Raw genomic sequence first — 18,311 nt, 5'->3', positions numbered from 1 at the left:
CTTCCCAAAGCACCACCCCGGCGGAGGCCGGGGTCCAGTTGCGGACAATGGGAGAAACTCACAAGCGCTCACCCAACTGGATCCCGGCCTTCGCCGGGATGGGCAGGCGGGTTCTGTTGAGGATGGCCCCATCGGTGACGATCGTTAAGGATCGCGTCTCTTCCCCGTGCTAGACGCTCCCTCATGATGGCGAAGTCGCACTATTTCCTGATCCCGCTGGGCTGCCTGTTGCTGGGGGCATGCGGCGGCCGGTCCGATGACGATGCGCAGCTGAACGCGCTCGACAATGAACTGGCTTCGATGAACGACGGCAGCCCGACGCGCGACCCGCAACTGCGCGAGGCGCTGGCCGGGCAGATCATGGTCGACCCCGGCCTCACCCAAAGCGCGAACGCCAACGCTGTGCGCCCGCCCAACCGGCCCGCCAGCGATCAGCTGCCCTCGATGCCGCCGCCCGCCGATCCGGTCGATGCCCGTACGCTCAAGTCCGCGCCTGCCGCCGCACGTGACTGCCCCGAATGCCGTGCCGCGGCCGGGGCCTTCACGCTGGCGGCCAAGGCGGGGCAGCAGGCGGGCAATGCGGCCTGCCTGTCGGGCCTGCGCTATTCGGCGACATGGGCGAACCGGACGCCCGGGGCCTTCGCCCCCTATCCAGGGTCGCGCGTCGCGGAGGCGGCGGGCAATGACGCGAATGGCTGTGCCTTCCGCATCGTCAGCCTGCGCACCGCAGCCCCCGCCGCCAAGGTCATCGATTATTACTACACTCGCGCCAGCGGAGCGGGCTATAGCGCCGAACACAAGCTGGACGGCGCGCAGCATGTCCTGGGCGGCACGCGAGGGGCGGCGGCCTATATGGTCTATGCGACGACCAGCCCAGACGGCGGCACCGATGTCGATCTGGTCGTCCGGGGCGGTTGAACCGCACCCTTACGCTTGTCCTTTGCGCGGGTGACGGGGTTGCGCTAAGGGACGGCGATCATGTCACCGCTTTTTCTCGTGATGCTGGGCGGCGCATTGGGTTCGGGGGCACGGTATTGGACCGGCCGCCAGATGCTCGATGCGTTCGGCCCGGACTTTCCCTATGGCACGCTGACCGTCAACTGGGTCGGTGGTCTGCTGATGGGATTGCTGGCCGGCGTCCTCGCCCGGACCGGCGGCGCGGAGGGGTGGCGGCTGTTCATCGGCGTCGGGATTTTGGGAGGGTTCACCACCTTCTCCTCCTTCTCGCTCGATACCATCACCCTGATCGAACGCGGCCAGATCACGGTCGCGCTCGGTTATGTCGCCTTGTCGTTGCTGGGTTCGCTGGCCGCGCTTTGGGCCGGACTTTCGATAACAAGGATTTTCGCATGACGGACTATGTCCGCCAATTCACGGTCGGCTATGACGATGACGGCATCCGGCTAGACCGCTGGTTCAAGAGGCATATGCCCGACACCAGCTTCACCACCGTCGCCAAATGGGCGCGCACCGGCCAGTTGCGCGTCGACGGGCTGCGCGCGACGCCGGGCGACCGGATCGCGGCGGGCCAGGTGCTGCGCGTGCCCCCCGCCGAGCCTGCGCTGGCCGAGAGCAGCAAGCCGACCATGCGCCCGCGCCACATCCTGTCCGAAGACGAGGAGTCGTTCGCGCGCGAGATGGTAATCCACAAGGATCGCGACGCGCTGGTCCTCAACAAGCCGCCGGGTCTGGCGACGCAGGGCGGGACCAAGACGACCACCCATGTCGATGGCCTGCTCGACGCATTGCAATTCGAGGCGGAGGGGCGCCCCAAGCTGGTCCACCGGTTGGACAAGGATACGTCGGGCGCGCTGCTGGTCGCGCGCAATGCCCGCGCGGCGGCGTTTTTCGCCAAGGCCTTTTCGGGGCGCACCGCCAAGAAGATCTATTGGGCGCTGGTCGTCGGCGTGCCCTCGATCGACGACGGCACGATCGAACTGCCCATCGCCAAGCAGCCGGGCACCGGCGGCGAGAAGATGCATGTCGACGAGGAAAACGGCCAGTCGGCGCGCTCGCGCTACCGCGTGATCGAACGGGCGGGCAACAGCTGCTGCTGGGTCGAGTTGCAGCCCTTTACGGGCCGCACCCATCAGCTGCGCGTGCACATGGCGGCGATCGGCCACCCCATTGTCGGCGACGGCAAATATGGCGGCGCGGCGGCGTTCCTGACCGGCGGGATCAGCCGCAAGATGCATCTGCACGCGCGCCGCATCCGGGTGGACCATCCCGATGGCGGCCGGATCGACCAGACCGCTGAACTTCCCAGCCACTTCGCTGAATCGATGAACCAGCTCGGCTTCGACGAGATTCGCGGCGACGTCCTGCCCCAGGACGAGGATCGTGGCCCGCCGCCCAAGGAAGTCCTGAAGCAGCGCGCCAAGGCGCATGCCAAACAGTATCGCAAGGAACGCCGCGGCGAACGGCGGGGTCGAGGGGCGCGCTGATCCGTCTTTTCCTCCCCTTCAAGGGGGGGGGGACCATGCGCAGCATGGTGGAGGGGGCGTACGGCAAGGGACATGCATTGCCGTACGCCCCCCTCCGTCAGGGCTGTCGCCCTGCCACCTCCCCGTGCCGGGGAGGATCAGTGGGATGCGCGCAACACATGCCGTCCCGTGCCGCGCAGGACCAGCGTCGCCAGTGCGTAGCAGGCGAGCGCCCCGGCGAGAGCGAGCGGCAGAATCCATAGCCCCATCATTTCCGGCGCTGCGGGGGGATCGGTGAGAATGCCGAAGGCCGATCCTTGCGGCAGTGACCAAAGCCCGACATGGCTGGGAAAGAGCGGCTTCACGATCGCGACCGCCGCAAAGCACAGCGCGAACAGATAGAGCAGCATGGCGGCCAGCACCCCGCCGAACGCCGCCACGCTGCGTCCCGACCGTATCAACAGCGCGTGGATCAGCGGGGCAGGGCGATCGTCACCCAGCGCCCCGGCCAGCCGAAACTCCTGAATATAGCGCGCGGCCATCGCATGAGGCGGTCCCATCGCCGCGATCGCGGCTTCGAGCGAATCGTGTCCCGCCGCCAGGCTGTCGGTCAGATGGCTTTCTATTTCGCGGACGAGGCCGTCGCGATCCTCGGCCGGGATCACCTGCAACGACCAGCGCAGACGGCGGACATAATCGGCGATGAGGCGGGCAGGCTCGGTCATGGCTGATCCTCGACTAGGGTGGTGATGGTGGTTCGGAAATCGACCCAGGCCGCGCGCATCGCTTCGGCCAGCGCCGCGCCCTCCGGGGTGAGGCTGTAATATTTGCGCGGGTTGCCGCCCTCGGCTGGCAATTCCCAACGGCCGGCGATGCGGCCCGCTTTCTCCAGCCGGGCGAGAAGCGGATACAGGCTGCCCTCACTGACCAAGTCGCCCCCCGCCCGGATGCGGCCAAGGATTTCCAGGCCATAGGCTTCGCCGCGAGTCAGGACCGACAGCAGTACCAGCTCTGCCGCCCCTTTGCGCAACTGCGATTGCCAGCTTCCGATATCCATACAAGATAGATAATGCAGCATACCTTGCTATGCAAGGTGCTTTGACGGACAAATGGTAAGGCCCCGCCGACCGGGGTCGACGGGGCCTTCGATGCCAGGGGAGGGGGCTTTTCGCCCCCGTCCCGTTAGCGACGGCAATAGCCGGGGTTGTTCGACTTTTCGATCGCGTTGCCGGCCAGCGCACCGGCGCCACCACCCAGGATCGTGCCGAGCGTACGGTCGCCCCGCGTGTCGATCGTCCGGCCCAGCAGGCCACCGGCGATCGCGCCGACGATGGTGCCCGTGGTGCCGTTGTTGCAGCGCTGCGGGCCACGATTGTAATAGCCGCGATTGTACCCGCCACGGTCGTAATAGCCGCGATCATAGCGCGGGCCGCGATTGTAACCGTCCGAATAGGCGTCGCCATAGGCGCGGTCATAACGGTCATAGTAACGCTGTGCCGAAGCGGCGGTCGGAACCATGGCCGTGGCGCCGACGGCAAGGGCGGCGGCAGCGAGCGAAAGCTTCTTGAACATCACGATCTCCCTTGATCTTCAAACCGGCGGCGGCGGGGTGATTCCCGTCGTCGTTGAAGCCCTTATGGGTGATTCGCCATGTTCCGATGCTGAATGCGGTTGTTAGCTGTTGTTCATCCGAAACGTCATGCTTCCCCCGCGCCGGGCTTGCCGATAGGAGGGAGCGATGACGCGCCCGCGCCTTGCCCTGTTCGATTGTGACGGCACTCTGGTCGATAGCCAGGCCAATATCTGTCTCGCCGCCGTCGAGGCGTTCACCATGGCGGACCTCACGCCGCCGCCCGCGCCTGCGATTCGACGCATCGTCGGGCTGAGCCTGGTCGAGGCGATGCGCGTGCTCGCCCCCGATCAAGCCGACACGATGCACCACCAGTTGGCCAGCGACTATAAGGACGCCTTTTTCCGCCTGCGTACGGCGGGCGCCATGGAGCCGGAGCCGCTGTTCGACGGCATCCCGGCGCTGCTTGAGCATCTGGCGGGGGAGGGCTGGCTGATGGGCGTGGCGACGGGCAAGTCGGATCGCGGGCTGAAGCGGGTATTGGCCGAACATGGCCTGGCCCATCATTTCGTCACGCTGCAAACCGCCGACCGGCATCCGTCCAAACCCGACCCGTCGATGGTGCTCGCCGCCATGGCCGAGACCGGGGTGGCGGCACAGGATGTCGCGATGATCGGCGATACGAGCTTCGACATGGCGATGGGCAAGGCGGCGGGCGCCTTCGCGGTCGGCGTCGCCTGGGGATATCATGACGTGAAAGAACTGGTGAACGCAGGCGCCGAGGTCGTGGCGCAAGAGGTCGCGGATCTGCCCGCCCTGCTGGTGCGGCCATGAGCGGCGACACGCGCGCGCGGCGGCACTGGTTCATCATCATGGGGGTGCGCCTGATCGGCGTGGCGGGCGCGCTGTTCGGCGTGGTGCTCGCATCGCGCGGGGTGGCATGGCCGCACAAGGCGCTGGGCGTCGCCATCATCCTGTCGGCGCTGGCGATGATCGCGATCGTGCCTGCCGGTCTGGCGCATCGCTGGCGGAGCGGGGGCGAATGAAGCGGTTCTGGAAGGACGTCTCGGTCGATGCCGAGCAGGTGGTGCGGCTGGACGATCGGCCGGTGCGCACGCCGGGGCGGGTGCCGCTGACGCTGCCGACGCCTGCGCTGGCCGAGGCGGTCGCGGGCGAGTGGCGCAGTGTCGAGGAAACGGTCGATCCGCGCGCCATGCCGCTGACGGGCCTCGCCAATGCGGCGATCGATCGAATCGGCGCGGACCCGGCGCCGTTTGCGGACGGGCTGGCACGTTATGCGGAGAGCGACCTGCTTTGTTACCGCGCCGACTCGCCGCCCGAACTGGTGGCGCGGCAGGATGCGGTGTGGAACCCGCTGCTGGACTGGGCGCGCGACCGCTATGACGTGCATTTCACGCTGGTGACGGGGATCATGCACCGGCCGCAACCTTCCGCGACCGTCGAACGACTGGCACAGGCTGTGGCGGCGCTCGATCCATTCCGGTTGGCCGCGCTGTCGCCGGTGGTGACGATCACGGGCTCGTTGGTGCTGGCGCTGGCGTTGCTGGAGGATGCGGCGGATGCCGACACGATCTGGACCGCCGCACATGTCGACGAGGATTTCCAGGCGGAGCAATGGGGCGAGGATTACCTCGCCGTCGAGGCCCGGGAGGCCAAGCGGCGCGAGTTCGACGCGGCGGTGCGGTTCTTGAAGGCGCTGGGGTAAGTGTGTTTCGAGGGCAGGGCGTAGGCTTTGACTGCGCTCAGCCCGAACGGGGTTGGGGGCGCTGCCGGTCGCCCCGCGCGGGTTCCCGCCTACCCTACACTCCGTTCACACTGAGCGAAGTCGAAGTGTACGCGATGCGCGTGCGGCCAGGCTTTCCCTTGGGCTTCGACTACGCTCAGCCTGAACGGAGGGGGGATGTGGACAGGGTCCCCAGTGTCGGTTGCCCCTACGTCACCCTCCGTTCGCACGGAGCGAAGTCGAAGTGCATGCCCGGCTTCGCGCTTACTTCGTGGTCAGCTTCCGGATGAACCCGATCAACCCCGTCTGGCGCGAGCGCTTCAATCGTTCGGCCTGGAGGATGGTCTTCACCCCCTGGAAACACTGCTCCACGTCGTCATTGACCAGGACATAGTCATAGCCGTCCCAGTGGCTGACCTCGTTGGTCGCACGCGCCATGCGGGCGTCGATCACCTCGACCGAATCGGTCGCGCGGCGCTCGAGTCGCTGGCGCAGTTCCTCCATCGAGGGGGGGAAGATGAACACACGGACCACGTCGCCGCCCGCGATCTGGAACAGCTGCTGCGCGCCCTGCCAGTCGATGTCGAACAGCACGTCCTTGCCGGCCGCCAGCATCGCCTCGACCTGCGCGCGCGGCGTGCCGTAACGGTTGTCGAAGACATGCGCCCATTCGAGGAACTCGTCATTCGCCACCATGCGGCGAAATTCCTCGAGATCGACGAAGTGATAGTCGCGGCCGTCCTCTTCGCCCGGCCGGATGCCGCGCGTCGTCGCCGACACCGACATCTGCAGGCCGTCGTCATCGGCGAGCAGCTTGCGTGCGATCGTCGACTTGCCCGCGCCCGAGGGCGAAGACAGCACGAACAACATGCCGCGGCGCTTCAGCTTGTGGGGATCGTCGAGATGGGCGGGCGAGTTGGGCATATCCGCCTTTGACGCACGCGGTTGCAGCGCGTCAAGAGATGCTTGACGCGCTGCGGTATCGCTTTGGCTTTCGAGCGTCGCTCAGTAGCGGTTGCCCACGGCCTTGCCCGCCTTGCGACGGTCATAAGCCTTCTTGGCCGCATAGCCGCCGCCGAGCAGCAGGCCGAGCGGCCCCAGACGGCGCATGCCGCCGACGGCCAGCGCGCCCAGTGCCGCGCCCTTGAAGCCGTCATTGCCTTCGCGGCGACCAATTTCACGCCCGACGAGCGCGCCGATAATACGTCCGATCATGCTGCTTCTCCGAAAACCCGGTCCTTGATCTCACCCACGCCGCGCAGCACCGCCCAGCCCACCGCATAGGTGATGACGAGCGGCAGCACGACTTTCAGGACATTGGCGGTGACCGCACCGATGACCGCGCCGTCCGCGACGCCGTCGTCACCCGACATGCCGTCGATGGCGGCGCCCACCATGGCGCCGATGGTCGTTGCACCCATTGCCTATGCCCTTCGTTGCTCGAGGCGAACAAAGCATGGGAGGGGGGATGGGTTCCGTGAGCGTAATCTTCCTCCCCTGCAAGGGGAGGTGGCGCGCGTAGCGCGTCGGAGGGGTGTCACTCCTATCGACAGCGCGATACCCCTCCGTCAGGCCTGCGGCCTGCCACCTCCCCTTGCAGGGGAGGAAGATTCTTAGCCCCTACCTGCGACCTTCGCTTCGATCGCGTCCCAGATCAGGCCCGCGACATCCGTCCCGTCGAACGCCTCGATCGCGACGATACCCGTCGGCGAGGTGACGTTGATTTCGGTCAGCCATTCGCCGCCGATCACGTCGATGCCGACGAACAGCAGCCCACGCCGCTTCAGTTCCGGCCCGAGCACCGCGCAGATTTCGCGCTCGCGCTCCGTCAATTCGGTCTTCTGCGCCGAACCGCCGACCGCCAGGTTGGAACGGATTTCGCCCTCGCCCGGCAGGCGGTTGATCGCGCCCGCGACCTCGCCGTCGATCAGGACGATGCGCTTGTCACCCTTGGCCACGGCCGGAAGGAAGGCCTGCACCATATGCGGTTCGCGGTACGCGGTGTTGAACACCTCGATCAGCGCCGACAGGTTCGCGCCGTCGCGCCCGACCTTGAAGATCGCCTTGCCGCCATTGCCGTGCAGCGGCTTGATCACGATCTCGCCATGCTGCGCCAGGAATGCCCGCGCCTCGTCCAGCGAGCGGGTGACGAGGGTGGGCGGCATGAACTGCGGATAGTCGAGGACGAAGACCTTTTCCGGCGCGTTGCGCACGCTGCGCGGATTGTTCACGACCAGCGTCTTCTCGGCGACCCGCTCCAGCATATGGGTGGCGGTGATATAGCCCAGGTCGAAGGGCGGGTCCTGCCGCATCAGCACGACATCGGCTTCGTCGCCCAGATCGAGTTTGACCGGCTCGCCGAAGCGGTAATGATCGCCCGTGACGCGCTGCACGGTGACGGGATGCGCCTTCGTCCAGAGATGCCCATCCGACCAGTTGAGGTCACCCGCGTCATAGTGAAACAGCTGATGCCCGCGGGCCTGGGCCGACAGCATCAGCGCGAAGGTCGAGTCCCCCGCGACATTGATCTGGTCCATCGGGTCCATCTGGACGGCGACGGTCAGCGGCTGGGACATGGGGGCTTCCTTCCTTGGGGTGTTGCGGACGGGAGGTAATCGCTGCCCGCGCGCCTGTCACCCACACCATGCATTTTCGATGTGACGCGGACGGCTACCCGGCGCGAGCAGGATCACGTCGACCCGGATGTCGTCACCCGGCCCGGCATAGGTCGCCATCAGCACCTCGGCGGCGGCGGCCACCCGCGCCAGCCGCCGCGCGTCGATCGCGAAATCCAGTTCGGCGGCGGTCTTGCGCGTCTTCACCTCGACAAAGGCCACCAGCGACCCGCGTCGCGCGACCAGATCGACCTCGCCCGCAGGCGTGCGGACGCGGCGGTCGAGGATGGTCCACCCCTTCAGCCGAAGCCACCAGGCCGCTAGGCGTTCACCGCGACGGCCAGCTTCCTCGGCGGCACGACGATCACGGCGGGGGCGGGCGGAGGGCAGGGGCATGGACCCATGCTATCCAAGGATAGCGGCGCGGGCGAGCGATTACTCCGGCGCGGTCAGCCAGGCCAGGCTGTCCTCGGCAGGATCGAAGACGCGTAAATAGGGCTGGGTCATCAGCCGACGGATCTGTTGCCGCCCGATCGCGCTGCCGTTGATCATCGCGATGCGGCTGGCGCGGGGGAAGTCGCGCAGTGCCTCATGCACCGTCATGATCGCGTCCTTCGGCTGGACGTTGATCGCCGACATGTCGATCCGCAGGCGATATCCGGGGCGGAAGCCGCTGCGCCGGAACGCCTCGACCAGTTCCTGGGCATAGCGGTTCGCGACCTCGGTCGTGAAATGCCCGGTCCATTGGATGTCCAGCAGGTTGATGTCGCGGCGAAACTGAAAGGCGTACATGGTGATCCCCAGCTTCCCCCCTGCGCCGTCGATCCTTGCGGAATTGCTAATGCGGGTTCTTAATCGGTCGAATCGCCGTCCTTCATCGCCAGTGCGCGGGCATAGAGCGTCTTGCGGTCGAGCCCGAGCGCCTTGGCGACCTCGCTCGCCGCACGGCCGACGGGCAGGCGGGTGAGCGCTTCGGCCAGCGCGGCGTCGGAATCCTGTTCGGTGGCGGGCGGGGCTTCGCCGGGCGGCGCGACGACGATCGCGATCTCGCCCTTCGGCCCACCCTCGGCATAGCGCGCGGCGAGGGTGGAGAGGGTGCCGGTCACGGCCTCCTCGAACTTCTTGGTGATCTCGCGCGTCACCGCCGCCTCGCGGTCACCCAGTCCCTGGGCCAGCGCGGTCAGCGTCGCCGCCAGGCGTGGCCCTGATTCGTAGAGGACCAACGTCGCGCGAATGCCGGCGATCTCGGCAATGGCGTCGGCGCGCGCCTTTTCCTTGGGCGGCAGGAAGCCCGCGAACAGGAAGCGATCGGTCGGCAGCCCGGCCAGCGTCAGCGCGGCGATCGCGGCACAGGGGCCGGGGATCGTCACCACCGCATGGCCCGCCGCGCGGGCATCGCGCACCAGCTTGTAGCCGGGGTCCGAGATCAAGGGTGTCCCGGCATCGGACACCAGCGCCACCGCCTGGGTCGCCATACGCGCGATCAGGCCGGGGCGGACATGCTCGGCATTGTGGTCGTGATAGGGCTGCATGGGCCGCTTCACCCCGATATGGCGGAGCAGCCCGGCCGTCACGCGACTGTCCTCGACCGCGATGATATCGGCGTTTGTCAGAATGTTGGCCGCGCGCGGAGACAGATCGCCGAGATTGCCGATGGGGGTCGCGACGATGTACAGGCCGGGTTCAAGAGTGTTTTCGGTTTGGGTCACGGGGATCGTCATGACAGAGGCAGGGCTGTTCGTACAACCGGGGGCCGTCATTCGGGGCCGCTTCCGTTCCTATGGCGCCGGGCGGATCGGCCGCGCGGTCGCGCTGGCGACGACGCTGGCGCTGGCCGCCTGCCAGACGATCGTGCCGCGCGGGCCCGTCGACCAGCCCGAGACGCGGCCGGTGCCGACCACCCCGCGCCCCTCGACCGAGCCGGAGGCGGGACTGCCGCGCGACACCGCGCGCCATCGCATCGCACTGCTGGTGCCCTTGTCGGGCAGCAATGCCGGGGTTGGCCAGTCGATCGCCAATGCGACGATGATGGCGCTGCTCGACGCGCAGGCCGACACGATCCGCATCACCAATTACGACACCACGACCGGTGCAGCCGCAGCGGCGCAGAAGGCGATTGCCGAGGGCGCGCAACTGATCCTCGGGCCGCTCTTGTCCGAGGATGTCCGCGCCGTCGGCCCGGTGGCACGCGCCGCGCGGGTGCCGGTCATCAGCTTTTCCAACGACGTGGGCGTGGCCGGGAACGGCACATATCTGATGGGCTATACGCCCGCCCAGTCGATCGACCGGGTCGTTACCTATGCGCGCGGGCGCGGCGTCACGACCTTTGCGGGGCTGGTGCCCAACGGACTCTATGGCGAACGTGCCTCCACCGCCTTTCTGCGCGCGGTCGAAGGGGCGGGGGGGCAGGTCGTCTCGCTCCAGCCCTATGGCCGGGTCGCGGGCGGTATCGGCGCGGCGGCGCAGCGGCTGAACGCCAAGGCCCCGTATGACGCCGTGCTGATCGCCGATGGCGGCGCGACGGCGGCGGCGGCGGCGCCGATCCTGAAGCGCGGATCGGGCGCGAATACGCGGCTGCTGGGCACCGAATTGTGGAATTCCGAATCGGGCATCGCGTCGCGGGCAGGGTTGAACGGCGCGTGGTTCGCCAGCGTTTCCAACACGCTCTACCGCCAATATGCGACCAAGTACCGCGCCCGCTTCCGCGCCGCGCCCTATCGCCTGTCGAGCCTGGGCTATGACGCGGTCCTGCTGACCGTGCGGATCGCGCGCGACTGGAAGATGAACGCACCCTTCCCCGAGACACGGCTGCGTGCGTCGGACGGCTTTGCCGGCATCGACGGCGCCTTCCGCTTCGGCCGCGACGGCGTGGCCGAACGCGCGCTGGAGGTGCAGGAACTGCGCGACGGCACCGCCGTGACCGTCAGCCCCGCACCGACCGGGTTCGGGGGGTGAGCGACCAGGCCATCGTCGTCCTGTGCGCGGTCGGCAGCCGCGACGAAGCGGCGGGTATCGCGCACGCGCTGATCGAACAAAGGCTGGCCGCGTGCGTCCAAATGACGCCGGTCGAAAGCTGGTATCGCTGGGACGGCGCGGTCCAGCATGAGCCGGAGGCGGTGCTGCACATCAAGACGATGCGCAGCCGCTTCGCCCAACTGTGCGAAACGATCGAAGCGCTGCACAGCTATGACGTGCCGGAGATCGTGGCGCTGCCGATCACCGACGCGTCGCCGCGCTATCTGAATTGGGTGCGCCAGTCGGTTGGCTGAGGCGAATCAGTCGTCTGTCAGCACGACTTCCCGCAGGATCGCGTCGAGCAGGAGCGCCCCCGCTTCGGTGACGATCAACCGTTCGCCGTCCAGCCGGACCAGACCCTGTTGGGTCAGCGTGGTAATGGCGGCGCGGTTCACCATCTCGCGTCCCTCGGCCAGCGCGGTGACGCGGGACAGGTCGACGCCCTCCGCCAGACGCAGGCCCATGACCAGTGCCTCGGTCGCGCGGGTGATCGGGGGGAGGGTTTCCTCCAGCTCGATGCCGTGGCCGTTGCGGTCGACGGCGCTCATCCAGTTTTCCGGCTTCTTGCGACGGGCGGTGGCGACGCCTTCGCGGCGGCCATGCGCGCCGGGGCCGACCCCGGCATAATCGCCGTATCGCCAATAGGTCAGGTTATGGCGGCTCTCCGCGCCGATCCGAGCGTGGTTGGAGGTCTCATAGGCGGGCAGGCCTGCGGTGGCGGTGATCGCGCGTGTCGTCTCGAACAGGTCGGCGGCGGCATCGCCGTCCGGAATGACCAGCCGCCCGGCCGCCGCTTCGGTATGGAAGCGCGTGCCCGGCTCGATGGTCAGCTGATAGAGCGAAAGATGCTCGGTGCCAAAGCCGATGGCGCGGGTCAGCTCGGCTTCCCAGTTCTCCAGCGGCTGGCCGGGGCGGGCGTAGATCAGGTCGAAGCTGACCCGGCCGAACTGCTCCTGCGCGGTCTGGAGCGCGCGCAGCGCCTCGTCCACGCCGTGCGCGCGGCCCAGGAAGTGGAGCGCCTCGTCATCCAGCGCCTGCACGCCCAGCGAGGCGCGATTGACCCCGGCGGCGGCGAGGTCGGCGAAGCGCGCCGCCTCGACCGAAGAGGGATTGGCCTCCAGCGTGATCTCGATCCCCTCGGCAAAGCCCCAATGGCGCTCGGCCGCGTTCAGGATTGCAGCCACCGTGGCGGGCGGCATCAGCGAGGGTGTACCGCCGCCGAAAAAGATCGAGGTTAGCCGCCGCCCTGGCAGCATGGCCGCTTCATGCGCCAGATCGGCCAGCAGCGCCTCGGCCCAGGCCGCCTGGTCCACCGACTCGCGAACATGGCTGTTGAAGTCGCAATAGGGACATTTGGAGACGCAGAAGGGCCAATGGACGTAGAGCGCGAGCGGGCTGGGTGCGGGCGATATTGCGGAGGACATGATGTGCGACGATATGGCGGCGATGCGCACGCTTCGCTATCTCTTATCTTCCGTGCCCGCCGTGCTGCTGCTGGCGGCTTGTGGACCGGTGATCCCTTCGCAGACCGGCGGGATGGAACGGCCGCCGCCCCGGATCGTCGAGCAGCGGACTTCGGACGCGCCCGCGTCGCGTGGGACAGGATTGCTGCGTCAGGCGATGCTCGACGGCCACCGGACCGCGCGGGCGGATATGGGCCTGCCGCCGCTCACATGGGACGAAGGGCTGGCGGCGAGCGCGCTGGCCTATGCGCAGGAACTGGCGCGGACCGGTCGTTTCCAGCATGCCGAACAGCCGCAGGGACCGACGCGGCAGGGTGAAAATCTGTGGACCGGCACGCGCGGCGCCTATCGCTATGACGAGATGATGGGCCATTGGCTGGCCGAGCGGCGCAATTTTGTGAACCTGCCCGTGCCCCAGTCCAGCCGCACGGGCCAGTTTGGCGACGTCGGTCACTATACCCAGATCGTCTGGGCCCGTTCCACGGCGGTCGGCTGCGCGATGGCGAGCAATGCGCGCGACGATTTCCTCGTTTGCCGCTATAGCCCGACCGGCAACGTCTTTGGCGAGCGGGCCTTCTGACTCGGCCGGGCATGACGGGAAGGTACTGACGCGATGGCGAACCCTTATGATCCGATGGCGTGGATCACCTTCTGGACCGCACCCGCCCGATTCGCGGTGATGGCGGGCGAGGCGATGCTGAGCGCGCAGAGCGTCATGGCCTCGCGCATGGGGGCGATGGCAACGGGTACGTCCTCGGCAGCGGAAATGACGCTGATGGTCAGCGAGAAGGTCAAGGCCTTCGACCAGTCGGCGAAGGTCTGGAATCGCGATCAGGCGGCCCTGTCGAAACTGTCGCGGCACAATCCGCAGGGCGGAATGCTGCATGCCTGGGAGTCGATGGCGCGCGCGATGCTGATCGGCGCGTCGATGCCGGTCCAGGCGATGGCGCCGGTGCACCGGACGGTGACAGCCAACCAGAAGCGGCTGGCGAAAGGGTAAGCGCATTCCTCCCCAAGCTGTGCTTGGGGAGGAATAAACGGTCAGAACACCGCCTTCACCAGTTGGCCGAATGCGTCGGCGCGGTGGCTGATGCGGTTCTTTTCGTCCTGGTCCATCTCGGCGAAGGTCTCGGTGCCGCCGATCGGCTGGAAGATCGGGTCATAGCCATGGCCCTTGTCCCCGCGCGGCGGCCAGACGATCGTGCCGTCGACGCGGCCCTCGAACCATTCGACATGGCCGTCGGGCCAACCGACCGCCAGTGCGCAGACGAAATGCGCGGCGCGGCTCATGTCGGGTTCCTCGTTCAGCCGATCCTCGACCGCGCGCATCGCCATGCCGAAGTCCTTTTCCGGCCCCGCCCAGCGCGCCGAGAACAGCCCCGGATCGCCGCCCAGCGCCTCGACGCACAGGCCGCTATCGTCCGACAGCGCGGGCAGGCCCGACAGGTCGGCGGCAGCGAGCGCCTTCAATTCGGCATTGGCGACGAAGGTCGTGCCGGTTTCCTCAGGCTCGGGCAGGTCCAGGTCACCGGCCGCGATGACCTCCATGCCATAGGGCGCGAGGAGTTCGCGGAATTCCACGATCTTGCCCTTGTTGTGGCTGGCCAGGACCAGCTTGCCCGGCGTCAGCTTGCGGATCGCCTGACGGCCGTTTCCTTCGCCGCTCATGCGCGGATCGCCCGGTCCTGCGCCGCGAAAATCTCGGTGCAGCCCATGCGTGCGAGACGGAGCAGACGGAGCAGCGCCTCTTCGTCATAGGTGGCGTGCTCGGCGGTCGCCTGAACCTCGGCGATGTGGCCGTTTTCGATCAGCACGAAATTGGCGTCGGCATCGGCGTTCGAGTCCTCGATATAGTCGAGGTCGAGGACCGGCGTGCCCTGATGGATGCCGCAGGAGACGGCGGCGACCTTGTTGCGGATCGGATCGCTGGCCAGCTTGCCCTCGGCCATCAGCTTGTTGACCGCCATGCGCAACGCGACCCAGGCGCCCGAAATGGCGGCGGTGCGGGTGCCGCCATCGGCCTGGATCACGTCGCAGTCGATGGTGATCTGCCGCTCGCCCAGCGCCTTGAGGTCGCAGACGGCGCGCAGGGAACGGCCGATCAGCCGCTGGATTTCCTGGGTACGACCCGACTGCTTGCCCTTGGCCGCCTCCCGGCTGCCGCGTGTATGGGTGGCGCGGGGGAGCATGCCGTACTCGGCCGTGACCCAGCCTTCGCCCTTGCCGCGCAGGAAGGGGGGCACGCGCTCTTCGACGCTGGCGGTGACGAGCACCTTGGTATCGCCGAACCCGATCAGCACCGAACCTTCGGCGTGACGGGTGAAATTCGGCTCGATCGTGATGGGACGCATCTGGTCGGGCATCCGGCCGGACGGGCGCATAGTCTTCTCCTTGTTCCTTGGCACCAGCCCTAACCGGCCCCCGCGCGATGCGCCAGAGAAGACGATGGCGAGCGGAAGACACTCTTCTCTCTCTGCGTCCTCTGCGCCTCTGCGCGAAATTTTTCTCACGCGGAGACGCGGAGCCGCGGAGATTGTTCGCTTCTTCTTCCGCGTCTCCGCGCCTCCGCGTGAACCATTCTTCTTTTTTGCGCGCAGAGGCGCAGAGGACGCTGAGAAGAAGGGGTGTGTCTCCCGATCGCTTGAGCCGGTGCGGGGCGATGCCTACATTCGCGGCATGGTCACCCCACCGATCACCGAGTTGACCGACCGCGCGCGCGATATTTTTCGCGTGGTGGTCGACAGCTATCTGACGAGCGGCCAGCCCGTGGGGTCGAAGACGATCGCGCTATCGGGGATCAACCTGTCGCCCGCCTCGATCCGCAACGTCCTTCAGGAACTGGAGGAGCGCGGATTGCTGGCGGCACCACATACCAGCGCGGGGCGGATGCCGACCGATATCGGTTTGCGGCTGTTCGTCGACGGCATGATGCATGCCATGGAGCCCAGCATCGAGGAACGCGCCGCGATCGAGGCGCGCGCCGCCCGCTCCGGCCCGGTCGAGGAGGCGCTGGCGGCGACGACGGCGGTGCTGTCGGGGCTGTCGGCCTGTGCGGGCCTGGTCATGGTGCCCAAGCGCGAGATGAAGCTGCGCTCGATCGGCTTCGTGCCGTTGTCGCCGACCCAGGCGCTGGCCGTGCTGGTCGCGGAGGATGGCGCGGTCGAGAACCGGGTACTGGAACTGCCCGCCGGCATGACGCCGTCGGCGCTGGTCGAGGCGGGCAATTACCTGTCCGCCACGCTGGCGGGCCTCACGCTGGGTCAGGCGCGCGACCGGCTGGAGCGCGAACTGGCGGCGGGGCGCGCGGCGCTGGACGGCGCGGCGCGGGCGCTGGTCGAACAGGGTCTGATCGTGTGGAGCGAGGATGGCGCGCGGCGCCCGATCCTGATCGTGCGCGGGCAGGGGCGGTTGATCGACGCCGCCGCCGCCGCCGATCTGGAGCGGGTCCGCGACCTGCTCGACGATCTGGAGGGCAAGCAGGAAATTGCCAGCCTGCTTGATTCGGCGCGCGCCGGGGATTCGACGCGTATCTTCATCGGCGCGGAGAACAAGTTGTTCGCGCTGTCGGGGTCTTCGGTGATCGCCCGGCCTTTTCGTGGACTGGACGGCCAAGTGGTCGGTGTGGTCGGCGTAATCGGGCCCACGCGGTTGAACTATGCCCGCGTCGTGCCCATGGTGGATTTCACGGCGGCAACGCTCGCCCGGATGATGGGCTGAACAGGGATTATGATGAGCGATAACACGACCAACGAGACCCAGAACGACCTGCGCGAAGAGACGGCGGAGGCCGCGCCTGAAGTGGCCGTGCAGGACCGCGTCGCCGAGCTGGAGAACCAGCTGGCCGAGGCCAAGCAGCAATATCTCTATGCCCAGGCCGAAAACCAGAATGTCCGCCGCCGCGCCGAGAAGGAAGCGGTCGACGCGCGCAACTATGCCGCGACCGCGTTCGCGCGCGACGTGCTGTCGGTCGCCGACAATCTCCAGCGCGCGCTTCAGGCGATTCCGGCCGACCTGCGCACGGACGACAAGTGGAAGGGGCTGGTGACCGGTCTCGACGCCACCGGCCGCGAACTGGACAGCGTGCTCGGCCGTCACGGCATCACCAAGATCGAAGCGATGGGCCAGCCGCTCGACCCCAACAAGCATCAGGCGATGATCGAAATGCCCTCCGACCAGGAGCCGGGCACGATCGTGCAGGAGATGCAGTCGGGCTATATGATCAAGGACCGCCTGCTCCGCCCCGCGCTGGTCGCGGTGGCCAAGAAGCCCGACTGATCGGGCTTTCCGAATGGATGGGGAAAGGGCGGTCCTTTCGGGGCCGCCCTTTTTCGTTATTGGCCGAGCAGCTTCAGCACGTCCTTCTGGCTCTGATTGGCCTGGGCGAGCATCGCGGTCGAAGCCTGGGCGAGGATCTGTGCGCGGGCGAGCTTCACCGACTCTTCGGAATAATCGGTATCGGCGATCCGCGAGCGGGCTTCCGACAGGTTGGTCGTGCCGCTGGTCAGCGTGCTGACCGCCGATTGCAGTCGGTTGGCCGTCGCGCCGAGCTGCCCCTGGACGCTCGCCACCGTGCCGAGCAGTTCATCTACGCGCTTCAGCGTATTATCGGTGCGATAGCGGTTGGTAACGTTCAGTTCGTCGGTCAGCGAAAATTGGCGACGCTGGATAAATTCATCATAGCTATAACCTGCACTGTAGGTCGAGCCGTTGCGATCATACCACTGATCTCCGACGCGCTGATAGACGATGCGGCCGATATCGTCCCGCGTGATATCGTCTCCTGCGATTTTTCCCTTCGCCATATAGTCGTCGAACGTCACCAAATGAGATTTTGTGGTGTCTAGGCTGTTCAGAGTTTGAGGTTGTGTAAGGCGAGCTTGGTAATCATTGTACCAATAGCCGTCTATATTCCGAACATAGGCTGTGGGGATAGGCGGTACAGATATAGGAATCGTGTCGCTGATATTGGGCCCCGCCTGAACGTTCAGCTTTACGCTGGCATCGACCAGTTGATTATTGCTGTCGTACACGGGCGGATTGTTGTTGAACAACGCCACCCCGTTGAACGAGGCATTGCGAAGCGTCTGGTCGATCTGCGTCGACACGGCGGTCACTTCCAGCTGGAGTGCGGCGCGGTCGCTCATGCTGTAGGTGCCCGACCCCGCCTGCACCGCCAGTTCGCGGACCCGTTGCAGCATGTTCGATACTTCGGTCAGCGCACCGTCGGCGGTCTGGACCAGCGAGACGCCGTCCATGGCGTTGCGGATGCCCTGCGTCATGCCGCGGATCTGCGCCGTCATGGAACTGCTGATCGCCAGCCCGGCCGCATCGTCCTTGGCCGAATTGATCCGCTGGCCCGAGGATAGCCGCGCCATGGACTGGGCCAGATCGGTATTGGCGCGCTGCGTGGCCGCCATCGCTCGAAGCGCGGCGCCGTTGGTGTTGATGACCGTCATGGTAACTCCCATCCCCTGACGAGCG

General features: G+C 67.1%; 26 protein-coding genes. 12 read left to right on the top strand and 14 right to left on the bottom strand.

What is annotated here, in order from left to right; genetic code table 11:
• Positions 1–183: 183 nt before the first annotated feature.
• From ASF14_RS06785 to ASF14_RS06775, 3 genes are read left to right on the top strand one after another with little or no spacing between them, the layout of a single operon-like run.
• Positions 184–918 carry a hypothetical protein gene (locus tag ASF14_RS06785; RefSeq protein WP_056433340.1) on the top strand — a complete coding sequence of 245 codons (735 nt, stop codon included), beginning with the start codon at positions 184–186 and terminating at the stop codon, positions 916–918.
• 60 nt (positions 919–978) lie between these two features.
• Positions 979–1,353, top strand: coding sequence for a fluoride efflux transporter CrcB (crcB, locus tag ASF14_RS06780; protein WP_056433337.1), 375 nt, complete (start codon positions 979–981; stop codon positions 1,351–1,353).
• A complete protein-coding gene (locus ASF14_RS06775) occupies positions 1,350–2,444 on the top strand; it encodes an RluA family pseudouridine synthase (RefSeq protein ID WP_056433334.1) in 1,095 nt (364 codons plus the stop codon). Before crcB ends, ASF14_RS06775 begins: the two co-directional genes overlap by 4 nt.
• Before the next feature lie 137 nt (positions 2,445–2,581).
• Here ASF14_RS06775 and ASF14_RS06770 read toward each other — a convergent pair whose 3' ends face one another.
• From ASF14_RS06770 to ASF14_RS06760, 3 genes are all read right to left on the bottom strand, one after another.
• Positions 2,582–3,148 carry an HAAS signaling domain-containing protein gene (locus ASF14_RS06770; RefSeq protein ID WP_056433331.1) on the bottom strand — a complete coding sequence of 189 codons (567 nt, stop codon included), beginning with the start codon at positions 3,146–3,148 and terminating at the stop codon, positions 2,582–2,584.
• The gene (locus ASF14_RS06765) at positions 3,145–3,480 is read right to left on the bottom strand and encodes a PadR family transcriptional regulator (RefSeq protein ID WP_056433328.1); all 336 of its coding nucleotides are present in this window, start codon (positions 3,478–3,480) and stop codon (positions 3,145–3,147) included. Before ASF14_RS06765 ends, ASF14_RS06770 begins: the two co-directional genes overlap by 4 nt.
• A gap of 125 nt (positions 3,481–3,605) precedes the next feature.
• Positions 3,606–3,995 carry a glycine zipper 2TM domain-containing protein gene (locus ASF14_RS06760; RefSeq protein WP_056433325.1) on the bottom strand — a complete coding sequence of 130 codons (390 nt, stop codon included), beginning with the start codon at positions 3,993–3,995 and terminating at the stop codon, positions 3,606–3,608.
• Positions 3,996–4,161: 166 nt separating this feature from the next.
• Between ASF14_RS06760 and ASF14_RS06755 the strand changes: the two genes are divergently transcribed.
• Genes ASF14_RS06755 through ASF14_RS06745 form a run of 3 tightly spaced genes read left to right on the top strand, consistent with a single transcriptional unit; the run spans position 4,162 to position 5,719 of the window.
• Entirely contained in the window at positions 4,162–4,827 is a 666-nt protein-coding gene (locus tag ASF14_RS06755) for an HAD-IA family hydrolase (RefSeq protein ID WP_056433323.1), read from the top strand.
• Entirely contained in the window at positions 4,824–5,039 is a 216-nt protein-coding gene (locus ASF14_RS06750; protein WP_056433321.1) for a hypothetical protein, read from the top strand. Before ASF14_RS06755 ends, ASF14_RS06750 begins: the two co-directional genes overlap by 4 nt.
• Complete coding sequence (locus ASF14_RS06745) at positions 5,036–5,719, top strand: ATP12 family chaperone protein (RefSeq protein ID WP_056433319.1); 684 nt, start codon at positions 5,036–5,038, stop codon at positions 5,717–5,719. Before ASF14_RS06750 ends, ASF14_RS06745 begins: the two co-directional genes overlap by 4 nt.
• A gap of 282 nt (positions 5,720–6,001) precedes the next feature.
• On the opposite strand, the gene gmk is transcribed toward ASF14_RS06745, so the two are convergent.
• The 7 genes from gmk to rsmI all read right to left on the bottom strand — a co-directional run bounded on the left by gmk (position 6,002) and on the right by rsmI (position 10,073).
• Complete coding sequence (gene gmk, locus ASF14_RS06740) at positions 6,002–6,661, bottom strand: guanylate kinase (RefSeq protein ID WP_172839685.1); 660 nt, start codon at positions 6,659–6,661, stop codon at positions 6,002–6,004.
• An 81-nt stretch (positions 6,662–6,742) separates the two neighbouring features.
• Positions 6,743–6,952, bottom strand: a complete 210-nt coding sequence (locus ASF14_RS06735) for a hypothetical protein (RefSeq protein ID WP_056433316.1) — start codon at positions 6,950–6,952, stop codon at positions 6,743–6,745.
• Positions 6,949–7,158 (bottom strand): hypothetical protein, encoded by a 210-nt coding sequence (locus tag ASF14_RS06730; protein ID WP_056433313.1) that lies wholly within the window; start codon positions 7,156–7,158, stop codon positions 6,949–6,951. The genes ASF14_RS06735 and ASF14_RS06730 overlap by 4 nt, the downstream gene beginning before the upstream one ends.
• Before the next feature lie 192 nt (positions 7,159–7,350).
• Positions 7,351–8,313, bottom strand: a complete 963-nt coding sequence (gene gshB / locus ASF14_RS06725; protein WP_056433310.1) for a glutathione synthase — start codon at positions 8,311–8,313, stop codon at positions 7,351–7,353.
• Positions 8,314–8,370: 57 nt separating this feature from the next.
• Complete coding sequence (locus tag ASF14_RS06720) at positions 8,371–8,748, bottom strand: YraN family protein (protein ID WP_056433307.1); 378 nt, start codon at positions 8,746–8,748, stop codon at positions 8,371–8,373.
• 39 nt (positions 8,749–8,787) lie between these two features.
• Complete coding sequence (locus tag ASF14_RS06715; protein ID WP_056433304.1) at positions 8,788–9,144, bottom strand: hypothetical protein; 357 nt, start codon at positions 9,142–9,144, stop codon at positions 8,788–8,790.
• 59 nt (positions 9,145–9,203) lie between these two features.
• Complete coding sequence (gene rsmI, locus ASF14_RS06710; RefSeq protein ID WP_056433301.1) at positions 9,204–10,073, bottom strand: 16S rRNA (cytidine(1402)-2'-O)-methyltransferase; 870 nt, start codon at positions 10,071–10,073, stop codon at positions 9,204–9,206.
• On the opposite strand from rsmI, the gene ASF14_RS06705 reads away from it, so the two are divergent.
• On the top strand, positions 10,072–11,307 hold the full coding sequence (locus tag ASF14_RS06705; protein WP_082442120.1) for a penicillin-binding protein activator: 1,236 nt from the start codon (positions 10,072–10,074) through the stop codon (positions 11,305–11,307). The two genes, rsmI and ASF14_RS06705, sit on opposite strands and share 2 nt — an antisense overlap.
• Positions 11,304–11,621 (top strand): divalent-cation tolerance protein CutA, encoded by a 318-nt coding sequence (gene cutA / locus ASF14_RS06700; RefSeq protein WP_056433297.1) that lies wholly within the window; start codon positions 11,304–11,306, stop codon positions 11,619–11,621. The genes ASF14_RS06705 and cutA overlap by 4 nt, the downstream gene beginning before the upstream one ends.
• 6 nt (positions 11,622–11,627) lie before the next feature.
• Here cutA and hemW read toward each other — a convergent pair whose 3' ends face one another.
• Positions 11,628–12,791: a radical SAM family heme chaperone HemW gene (gene hemW, locus ASF14_RS06695; RefSeq protein WP_056433295.1), complete on the bottom strand. Its 1,164-nt coding sequence runs from the start codon at positions 12,789–12,791 to the stop codon at positions 11,628–11,630.
• On the opposite strand from hemW, the gene ASF14_RS06690 reads away from it, so the two are divergent.
• Together ASF14_RS06690 and ASF14_RS06685 are read left to right on the top strand one after the other, a co-directional pair.
• The gene (locus ASF14_RS06690) at positions 12,790–13,410 is read left to right on the top strand and encodes a CAP domain-containing protein (protein WP_236696965.1); all 621 of its coding nucleotides are present in this window, start codon (positions 12,790–12,792) and stop codon (positions 13,408–13,410) included. The two genes, hemW and ASF14_RS06690, sit on opposite strands and share 2 nt — an antisense overlap.
• A gap of 33 nt (positions 13,411–13,443) precedes the next feature.
• Positions 13,444–13,830 (top strand): hypothetical protein, encoded by a 387-nt coding sequence (locus ASF14_RS06685; protein WP_056433293.1) that lies wholly within the window; start codon positions 13,444–13,446, stop codon positions 13,828–13,830.
• 41 nt (positions 13,831–13,871) lie between these two features.
• On the opposite strand, the gene rdgB is transcribed toward ASF14_RS06685, so the two are convergent.
• Entirely contained in the window at positions 13,872–14,498 is a 627-nt protein-coding gene (rdgB, locus tag ASF14_RS06680; protein WP_056433290.1) for an RdgB/HAM1 family non-canonical purine NTP pyrophosphatase, read from the bottom strand.
• Positions 14,495–15,211: a ribonuclease PH gene (rph, locus tag ASF14_RS06675; protein ID WP_056433287.1), complete on the bottom strand. Its 717-nt coding sequence runs from the start codon at positions 15,209–15,211 to the stop codon at positions 14,495–14,497. The genes rdgB and rph overlap by 4 nt, the downstream gene beginning before the upstream one ends.
• 295 nt (positions 15,212–15,506) lie before the next feature.
• Between rph and hrcA the strand changes: the two genes are divergently transcribed.
• Positions 15,507–16,547: a heat-inducible transcriptional repressor HrcA gene (hrcA, locus tag ASF14_RS06670; protein ID WP_056433433.1), complete on the top strand. Its 1,041-nt coding sequence runs from the start codon at positions 15,507–15,509 to the stop codon at positions 16,545–16,547.
• 12 nt (positions 16,548–16,559) lie between these two features.
• Positions 16,560–17,105, top strand: coding sequence for a nucleotide exchange factor GrpE (grpE, locus tag ASF14_RS06665; protein WP_056433430.1), 546 nt, complete (start codon positions 16,560–16,562; stop codon positions 17,103–17,105).
• Positions 17,106–17,161: 56 nt separating this feature from the next.
• Here grpE and ASF14_RS22175 read toward each other — a convergent pair whose 3' ends face one another.
• Positions 17,162–18,286: a flagellin N-terminal helical domain-containing protein gene (locus tag ASF14_RS22175; protein WP_056433284.1), complete on the bottom strand. Its 1,125-nt coding sequence runs from the start codon at positions 18,284–18,286 to the stop codon at positions 17,162–17,164.
• Between the last annotated feature and the right edge of the window lie 25 nt (positions 18,287–18,311).

The sequence above is a fragment of the Sphingomonas sp. Leaf257 genome, assembly GCF_001422185.1.
GTDB classification, from domain to species: Bacteria; Pseudomonadota; Alphaproteobacteria; order Sphingomonadales; family Sphingomonadaceae; genus Sphingomonas; species Sphingomonas yabuuchiae.
The sequence above is the reverse complement of the archived record's forward strand: the minus strand, read 5'-3'. Positions and strand labels throughout refer to the sequence as shown.

Excerpts from the sequence above, each read along its gene's own strand:
- ASF14_RS06785 (WP_056433340.1), top strand. The coding sequence starts at position 184 with ATGATGGCGAAGTCGCACTATTTCCTGATCCCGCTGGGCTGCCTGTTG.
- crcB (WP_056433337.1), top strand. The coding sequence starts at position 979 with ATGTCACCGCTTTTTCTCGTGATGCTGGGCGGCGCATTGGGTTCGGGG.
- ASF14_RS06775 (WP_056433334.1), top strand. The coding sequence starts at position 1,350 with ATGACGGACTATGTCCGCCAATTCACGGTCGGCTATGACGATGACGGC.
- ASF14_RS06770 (WP_056433331.1), bottom strand. The coding sequence starts at position 3,148 with ATGACCGAGCCTGCCCGCCTCATCGCCGATTATGTCCGCCGTCTGCGC.
- ASF14_RS06765 (WP_056433328.1), bottom strand. The coding sequence starts at position 3,480 with ATGGATATCGGAAGCTGGCAATCGCAGTTGCGCAAAGGGGCGGCAGAG.
- ASF14_RS06760 (WP_056433325.1), bottom strand. The coding sequence starts at position 3,995 with ATGTTCAAGAAGCTTTCGCTCGCTGCCGCCGCCCTTGCCGTCGGCGCC.
- ASF14_RS06755 (WP_056433323.1), top strand. The coding sequence starts at position 4,162 with ATGACGCGCCCGCGCCTTGCCCTGTTCGATTGTGACGGCACTCTGGTC.
- ASF14_RS06750 (WP_056433321.1), top strand. The coding sequence starts at position 4,824 with ATGAGCGGCGACACGCGCGCGCGGCGGCACTGGTTCATCATCATGGGG.
- ASF14_RS06745 (WP_056433319.1), top strand. The coding sequence starts at position 5,036 with ATGAAGCGGTTCTGGAAGGACGTCTCGGTCGATGCCGAGCAGGTGGTG.
- gmk (WP_172839685.1), bottom strand. The coding sequence starts at position 6,661 with ATGCCCAACTCGCCCGCCCATCTCGACGATCCCCACAAGCTGAAGCGC.
- ASF14_RS06735 (WP_056433316.1), bottom strand. The coding sequence starts at position 6,952 with ATGATCGGACGTATTATCGGCGCGCTCGTCGGGCGTGAAATTGGTCGC.
- ASF14_RS06730 (WP_056433313.1), bottom strand. The coding sequence starts at position 7,158 with ATGGGTGCAACGACCATCGGCGCCATGGTGGGCGCCGCCATCGACGGC.
- gshB (WP_056433310.1), bottom strand. The coding sequence starts at position 8,313 with ATGTCCCAGCCGCTGACCGTCGCCGTCCAGATGGACCCGATGGACCAG.
- ASF14_RS06720 (WP_056433307.1), bottom strand. The coding sequence starts at position 8,748 with ATGCCCCTGCCCTCCGCCCGCCCCCGCCGTGATCGTCGTGCCGCCGAG.
- ASF14_RS06715 (WP_056433304.1), bottom strand. The coding sequence starts at position 9,144 with ATGTACGCCTTTCAGTTTCGCCGCGACATCAACCTGCTGGACATCCAA.
- ASF14_RS06705 (WP_082442120.1), top strand. The coding sequence starts at position 10,072 with ATGACAGAGGCAGGGCTGTTCGTACAACCGGGGGCCGTCATTCGGGGC.
- rsmI (WP_056433301.1), bottom strand. The coding sequence starts at position 10,073 with ATGACGATCCCCGTGACCCAAACCGAAAACACTCTTGAACCCGGCCTG.
- ASF14_RS06690 (WP_236696965.1), top strand. The coding sequence starts at position 12,790 with ATGATGTGCGACGATATGGCGGCGATGCGCACGCTTCGCTATCTCTTA.
- hemW (WP_056433295.1), bottom strand. The coding sequence starts at position 12,791 with ATGTCCTCCGCAATATCGCCCGCACCCAGCCCGCTCGCGCTCTACGTC.
- ASF14_RS06685 (WP_056433293.1), top strand. The coding sequence starts at position 13,444 with ATGGCGAACCCTTATGATCCGATGGCGTGGATCACCTTCTGGACCGCA.
- rdgB (WP_056433290.1), bottom strand. The coding sequence starts at position 14,498 with ATGAGCGGCGAAGGAAACGGCCGTCAGGCGATCCGCAAGCTGACGCCG.
- rph (WP_056433287.1), bottom strand. The coding sequence starts at position 15,211 with ATGCGCCCGTCCGGCCGGATGCCCGACCAGATGCGTCCCATCACGATC.
- hrcA (WP_056433433.1), top strand. The coding sequence starts at position 15,507 with ATGGTCACCCCACCGATCACCGAGTTGACCGACCGCGCGCGCGATATT.
- grpE (WP_056433430.1), top strand. The coding sequence starts at position 16,560 with ATGAGCGATAACACGACCAACGAGACCCAGAACGACCTGCGCGAAGAG.
- ASF14_RS22175 (WP_056433284.1), bottom strand. The coding sequence starts at position 18,286 with ATGACGGTCATCAACACCAACGGCGCCGCGCTTCGAGCGATGGCGGCC.